Origin of the sequence: Lactobacillus sp. UMNPBX12 (assembly GCF_002553955.1) — a bacterium.
Lineage (GTDB): Bacteria > Bacillota > Bacilli > Lactobacillales > Lactobacillaceae > Lactobacillus > Lactobacillus crispatus.
This window is the reverse complement of record NZ_PCYY01000013.1, coordinates 53,204-59,300: the sequence shown is the minus strand read 5'-3', so window position 1 is coordinate 59,300 and position 6,097 is coordinate 53,204. Positions and strand designations below refer to the sequence as shown.

The window sequence follows — 6,097 nt, the reverse complement described above, 5'->3', positions numbered from 1 at the left end:
TCCCGAAAGGCATCCTAAATCTCACAGCCGTTTACACAAGAATTTATACTGAACCATCTTTTTTACAATTACATTTTTGTTGGTAGGAGCGGAAGCATTCGCAATCACTGAACATGTAACGCTGGATACTGCTTTTTGGTGGGTCATTTCAACAGCTTCTACTGTCGGTTATGATGCAATTTTTGGCAAAACAATTCCACCGCATAGTATTGTAGGAAAATTCGTTACATTAGTAATGATGCTTTTAGGAATTGGAATAGTTGGTATGTTAACGTCATCGATTACTTCGTATTTGATGAGGAGAACGAATGGCGCAAATACGTTAAAAACGCATGATAATATTCAATTAATTTTGAAAAAGCTTGATAATTTAGAAAAGCAAAACAAGGATTTGGCTGATCAAAACAAAAAGATGCAAGCACAGATTAATGAATTGAAAGATGTACAGAATACAACGGAGCTGCATAAGATAAAAGAATGGTTTGAGAAAAAGAAAGGTTAGTTAAAATGAGTGAAGAAAAAAATCAAATGTATTTTGCGACTGATCCTACTGCCAAGCATGATCAACATGTTGTTGATTATCATGTGGATAATATTGATTTGAAATTCACAACAGACGCAGGTGTCTTTTCTAAAATGAGGGTTGATTATGGCTCAGGCGTATTGATCAAGGCAATGAAAGATGTTGTTTTTCCTAAGGATAATATCTTGGATGTTGGTACCGGTTATGGTCCGATTGGTTTATTTGCGGCTAAGTTTTGGCCTGATCAAACTGTAGATATGGTTGATGTAAATGAGCGTGGATTAAGCTTGGCAAAGCAGAATGCACAAGTTAATCACATAGATAATGTAAATATCTATTCCTCTGATTGTTATGAACATGTGGATAATGATAAAAAGTTTGGTCTAATATTAACAAATCCGCCTATTAGAGCAGGAAAAAAAGTGGTTAATGAGATTTTACTGGGAGCAAATGAGTATTTGGTTAATGACGGTATCTTATTAGTAGTTATTCAGAAAAAGCAGGGAGAACCTAGTGCGCGTAAGCTGATGACCAATACATATGGTAATTGTGAAATTTTAACAAGAGATAAAGGCTATTATATCTTAAAATCAACTAAGAAATAACTAAATAAAAAATGCTTGAAAGTACTATTAAATAAGCATTAGACTTTATAAAAGTGCTTTCAAAACTGGATTTATCCTCGTATAATAATCTTGTAAATATCAAGAGTATGTGAAGAGGATAATTATTATGAAAAAGGCTTGGAAATACATTGTTGCAGTATTGATTGTAATTGTTGGTGTGTTTATGTTAGGTATGATTTCCGGTGATAACGAGACTGCTGCTCCAGCTGGAATTGCTGCATTATACTTGATCTTGTCAGGAATCTTTTTCTACCACAACTTTAGAAATCGTAACATTGAACCATTGTAAAAAGTAAGCAGCTAGTCGCAAATAGCTGCTTTTTTGATACAATAAATAAAAACGATGAATTGAGAAGTGATAAAATGCTGTCTGGCGAAGATAAAAGGAAATACATGCAATTAGCCATTGACCAGGCAAAAGAAGCTGAAAAGCAAGGAGAGGTGCCGATAGGGGCAGTTGTTGTTGATCCTGATGGCCGCGTAGTTGGTACTGGATATAACAGGCGTGAACTTGATGAAGATGCTACCCAACATGCAGAAATGATTGCGATTAAAGAAGCTTGCAGTAAGTTAGGCATGTGGCGCTTAATTGACTGCAGCTTATTCGTGACTTTGGAACCATGCCCGATGTGTGCAGGGGCAATTATTAATTCTAGAATAAAAGACGTTTATTTCGGTGCACTTGATCCAAAAGCCGGAGCTTGTGGATCAGTTGTGGATTTATTTAGCGTAGAAAAATTTAATCATCATCCGCATGCAATTCGTGGACTGTATCGTGATCAATGTGCACAAATGCTAAAAGATTTTTTCAGAGCGATTCGTGAGAAACAAAAAGCAGCTAAATTAGCTCAAAAAGAAGTATAAAATCAGTAATTTTTAAAACAAGATGCTGGTAATATTTACTGAAATACGTTAACATAGTTGTTGGGCAATGTTTGACCTCTGAATTGTGTCAGGACCGGAAGGTAGCAGCACTAAGGTTGTTCAGGCATGTGCCTTTTTTGTTAGAATATTAACAGCTCTTAGCTCTTCGAGAGCTAGGAGCTTTTTTACTTAGGAAAGAGAATTTATGGCTTATCAAGCGCTATATCGTAAGTGGCGGCCGCGGACTTTTGACAGTGTGATTGGTCAAGAAGCGATTACCGATACCTTAAAAAATGCGATTAAACGTGGTAAGGTTTCCCATGCGTTTCTTTTCGCAGGACCCCGCGGAACTGGTAAAACATCTTGTGCTAAGATTTTTGCTAAGGCATTGAATTGTACTAATTTGCAAGATGGTGAACCATGCAATGAGTGTGCTAACTGTATTGCAGCTGATCAAGGTTCAATGCCAGATATCATGGAAATTGATGCCGCTTCAAATAATGGGGTTGATGAAATTCGTGAAATTCGCGATAAGGTAAAATATGCTCCAACGGAAGGTAAATACAAGGTATATATCATCGACGAAGTTCATATGTTGTCGATGGGAGCTTTTAATGCTTTGCTGAAGACATTAGAAGAGCCACCAGAGCATGTAGTATTTATTTTAGCAACGACTGAATTGCAAAAAGTGCCTGCGACAATTATTTCTAGAACGCAGCGCTATAATTTTAAGCGAATTTCCAAAGAAGACCTTGAGAAGAGAATGAAATACATTCTTGATCAAGAAAATATTAAATATGAAGATAAAGCTTTAGCAGTCATTGCTCAAGTAGCCGATGGTGGGATGCGGGATGCTCTTAGCATTTTGGATCAACTGTTGAGTTACGAGAAGGAAAGCGTCAACTATGATGATGCTTTGCAGATTACAGGCTTTGCAGATCGAGAAAATATTGAAAAAATTCTTTTAGCTTTGTTAAATCAGGATGCAGGTCAAGCCTTGCAGCTTACACAAGATGAGTTGGCTAAAGGAGCTAGTTCAAAAAACATTTTAGATGAAATCATCGATCTAACTACTAAGAGTTTATTAATCGTCAAAACCGATGAAAATAAACAGGAAACTTTTTTAACAAAAGACTTTATTGAAAAAATAAAGAGCGTTTCTACAGATAGTTATTATCGATTGATTAATTTGGCTAATAATGCCTTGAATGATTTACGCTATACTAATCAGCAACAGATACCACTGGAAGTGTTCTTAGTAGAAGCAAGTAGTCCTGCATCAGTGCAGACAAGCGCTGCCCCAGCTAAGACAACACCAGCTCAACCTGCACAAGGTAATACTGATTTGCAGGCTGAACTAGCAGCGCTGAAGAAGCAAGTCGTTGATTTAACACAAAAACTTAGTGAAGTATCCAATAAGCCAAGTTTATCAACAAATCAGGTATTTCACTTGGATACTGCGGTACCTAAAGTGGCTCCTAAGCCTGCTGTTAAACCAAAAGAGAAGCAAACTAAAAAGCCGGTTAGAAAAGTCAAAAAAACTACGGCAGAAAATCGCAAACAAGTATATCATGTTCTTGAAAATGCTACTCGAAACGATTTAGAGACAATTAAGAATGTCTGGCCTGATTTACAATCTGTTTTAGCTGTCTCTGAAAAAGCACTGCTTGATGTATTAGAACCAGTGGCTGCTAGTCCTGAACAAGTTGTCATGAAATGCAAATATACTTTATGGTTTGAAAATGCGAGCGCAGATAATGATCTGTTAGGGCGCTTAACGGACTATATTGAAAAGTTTGCTAAACATTCTTACGGCATTGTCTTGGTGCCAGATAACGATTGGCTGGCAGTTAGAAAAGAATTTGTTGAAAGCCATAAGGATGAGCTACTTGCTAAGAAAAAGCAACAGATTGAGATTCAAGAAGAAAAGTCAGATGAACCAGAAGTTGATTCAGAAGTGATTAATAAGGCAAAGGATCTTTTTGGGGATGCAGTCAATATTAAAGACTAAAGTACTATGAGCAATGATTATAATATTAAAGTTTTAAATAAAGAAACAACATTACAGATCTTACTAGAAGATCATAATTCTTTGATTCGTTTTGGAGATGGAGAATTAGATTTAATTAGAGGAGCAAGTATTCCGTATCAAGATTATCAACCGGAATTAGCTGGTTCGCTAAAAGAGCTCCTGTTAGAAGACAGCAATCGCCGTTTATTAGTAGGATTATCTGATGTTTTTGAAAAGTTAGATCGCTATAATGATTATTGCCGTAATTTTTATCAAAATAGTTTCTTCCCGAATAATCATGACTTGTTAAGAGAAGTTGAATTGCAATACAATGTATACGTTTCTACTTTCTTTTCACGGCCATATATTGATTTAGTAGATAAAAGTCACGCTAAAGATTATTTTGCTAAAATGAAACAGCTTTGGCAGGATCATGATCTTTTAATTGTAGAAGGTAAATATAGTCGCTCAGGCGAAGGCATGACTTGTTTTCTAATGCTAGATCAATTAGTAGACTCATTTGTCCGCCAACTAATGCATATAGTCGCAAAAAAGTTATTGAAGATGAAATTATTAAAAATGCAGCTAATAGGTTGATTTTACTGATGTTAAGTCCTACTGCAAAAGTGATTGTGGCTGATTTGATAGCTCAGCTTAATAATCAAATGATTGATATAGGGCACATCGATTCAGAATATGAATGGATGAAAATGGGCGTAACTAATAAGGTGAAGATACCGCATAAGCATACTGCTGAGTTTAATTTTGATGATAAACAAGTTAAACTAGAGAAAGACGACAATTTTGATAAGCAGATTATTAGTATAATAGAATAATAAAGGAGAAAAATTATGAGTAGAAGACCTAATTTTGGTGGTATGGGCATGGGCGGCATGAACATGCAACAAATGATGAAGCAAGCTAAGAAGTTGCAAGCACAAATGGCAGAAGAGCAGGAAAACATTACTGCTCAAGAATTTACTGGTAAGTCTGCCGATGATTTAGTAGTAGCTACCTTTACTGGTGACCGCAAGTTGAAGGACATCAAGATTGATAAGGAAGCAATTGATCCAGACGACCCAGATATGTTACAAGATTTGGTAATTGATGCGGTTAACAAGGGCTTGGCCAAAATTGATGAGGCAACTCAGGCAAGCTTAGGTAAATACACGAAAGGTTTGATGTAATTGCAATATCCATTACCAATTGCTCATTTAATTGATGCTTATATGAAGCTACCTGGAATCGGTGAAAAAACGGCGACTCGGTTGGCTTTTTATACGATGGATATGCCTGATCAGGATGTCGATGATTTTGCTAAGTCTTTAGTTCAAGTAAAAAAAGACATTCATCAATGTCCGATCTGTGGCAATATTACCGAAAAAGATGTCTGTGATATTTGCTCTAATCCTAATCGCGATCAAACAACTATTATGGTAGTTGAACAACCAAAGGATTTGATGGCTTTTGAGGAAATGGGCGAATATGACGGACTTTATCACGTGCTTCATGGTGTTCTTTCACCAATGGATGGAATTGGACCAGAAGAGATCAATATCAAGTCTTTAATTACGCGTTTGCAAAAAAATGATGCTGTTAAAGAAGTGATTTTGGCGCTTAATTCAACTCCAGAAGGCGAATCAACTGCGATGTATATCAGCAAATTAATTAAGCCAGCTGGTATTAAGGTAACCAGATTGGCCGCTGGTTTGTCAGTTGGTAGTGACATTGAATATGCTAATTCCATTACTTTAAAGCGCGCAGTGCAAGGAAGAACGGCATTATAATGGCTAATAAAAAGCAAGCAAAGATCAAAGCAATGGGTGATCAAAAGTTGGTAGCCGAGATTGAAAAGCTACAAAATCAAATTGCATTAGAGCAAGATCTCGATCAAACAACTTTAGATTTATCCGAAGATAATTATGTGCAAAATCGAATCTTAAAGGCAAAGTATACTTTTTTGTATAATGAAGCTCGTCATCGAGGCACAAGATTTAGTGGTATTACTAATGCTATTACCCAGTAGAAAAAGACCGAATATTGGTCTTTTTTTATTTTGAATAAATAAAAAAT

At 36.2% G+C, this 6,097-nt stretch carries 7 protein-coding genes, 1 other RNA gene and 2 pseudogenes; all 10 read left to right on the top strand.

The window, feature by feature from the left end:
- Positions 1-55 precede the first annotated feature (55 nt).
- Positions 56-502, top strand: a pseudogene (locus CP363_RS06685) (ion channel); the annotation flags it as partial.
- Between the two features lie 5 nt (positions 503-507).
- Complete coding sequence (locus CP363_RS06680) at positions 508-1,128, top strand: class I SAM-dependent methyltransferase (protein ID WP_098036029.1); 621 nt, start codon at positions 508-510, stop codon at positions 1,126-1,128.
- Between the two features lie 127 nt (positions 1,129-1,255).
- Positions 1,256-1,438, top strand: a complete 183-nt coding sequence (locus CP363_RS06675; protein WP_005720449.1) for a hypothetical protein — start codon at positions 1,256-1,258, stop codon at positions 1,436-1,438.
- A 74-nt stretch (positions 1,439-1,512) separates the two neighbouring features.
- Complete coding sequence (tadA, locus tag CP363_RS06670; RefSeq protein WP_005728621.1) at positions 1,513-2,013, top strand: tRNA adenosine(34) deaminase TadA; 501 nt, start codon at positions 1,513-1,515, stop codon at positions 2,011-2,013.
- Between the two features lie 51 nt (positions 2,014-2,064).
- An RNA gene (ffs, locus tag CP363_RS06665) (signal recognition particle sRNA small type) lies at positions 2,065-2,162 on the top strand.
- Between the two features lie 56 nt (positions 2,163-2,218).
- A complete protein-coding gene (gene dnaX, locus CP363_RS06660) occupies positions 2,219-4,024 on the top strand; it encodes a DNA polymerase III subunit gamma/tau (RefSeq protein WP_098036028.1) in 1,806 nt (601 codons plus the stop codon).
- Positions 4,025-4,030: 6 nt separating this feature from the next.
- Positions 4,031-4,860, top strand: a pseudogene (locus CP363_RS06655) (SP_1767 family glycosyltransferase).
- A gap of 15 nt (positions 4,861-4,875) precedes the next feature.
- Positions 4,876-5,211, top strand: a complete 336-nt coding sequence (locus CP363_RS06645; RefSeq protein ID WP_005720596.1) for a YbaB/EbfC family nucleoid-associated protein — start codon at positions 4,876-4,878, stop codon at positions 5,209-5,211.
- Complete coding sequence (gene recR, locus CP363_RS06640; RefSeq protein ID WP_005728617.1) at positions 5,212-5,811, top strand: recombination mediator RecR; 600 nt, start codon at positions 5,212-5,214, stop codon at positions 5,809-5,811.
- A complete protein-coding gene (locus tag CP363_RS06635) occupies positions 5,811-6,050 on the top strand; it encodes a YaaL family protein (RefSeq protein ID WP_005720594.1) in 240 nt (79 codons plus the stop codon). The genes recR and CP363_RS06635 overlap by 1 nt, the downstream gene beginning before the upstream one ends.
- Positions 6,051-6,097: the final 47 nt, after the last annotated feature.

Coding starts and splice junctions, on each gene's coding strand:
- CP363_RS06645 (WP_005720596.1), top strand. CDS start 4,876: ATGAGTAGAAGACCTAATTTTGGTGGTATGGGCATGGGCGGCATGAAC.
- CP363_RS06635 (WP_005720594.1), top strand. CDS start 5,811: ATGGCTAATAAAAAGCAAGCAAAGATCAAAGCAATGGGTGATCAAAAG.
- CP363_RS06680 (WP_098036029.1), top strand. CDS start 508: ATGAGTGAAGAAAAAAATCAAATGTATTTTGCGACTGATCCTACTGCC.
- CP363_RS06675 (WP_005720449.1), top strand. CDS start 1,256: ATGAAAAAGGCTTGGAAATACATTGTTGCAGTATTGATTGTAATTGTT.
- tadA (WP_005728621.1), top strand. CDS start 1,513: ATGCTGTCTGGCGAAGATAAAAGGAAATACATGCAATTAGCCATTGAC.
- dnaX (WP_098036028.1), top strand. CDS start 2,219: ATGGCTTATCAAGCGCTATATCGTAAGTGGCGGCCGCGGACTTTTGAC.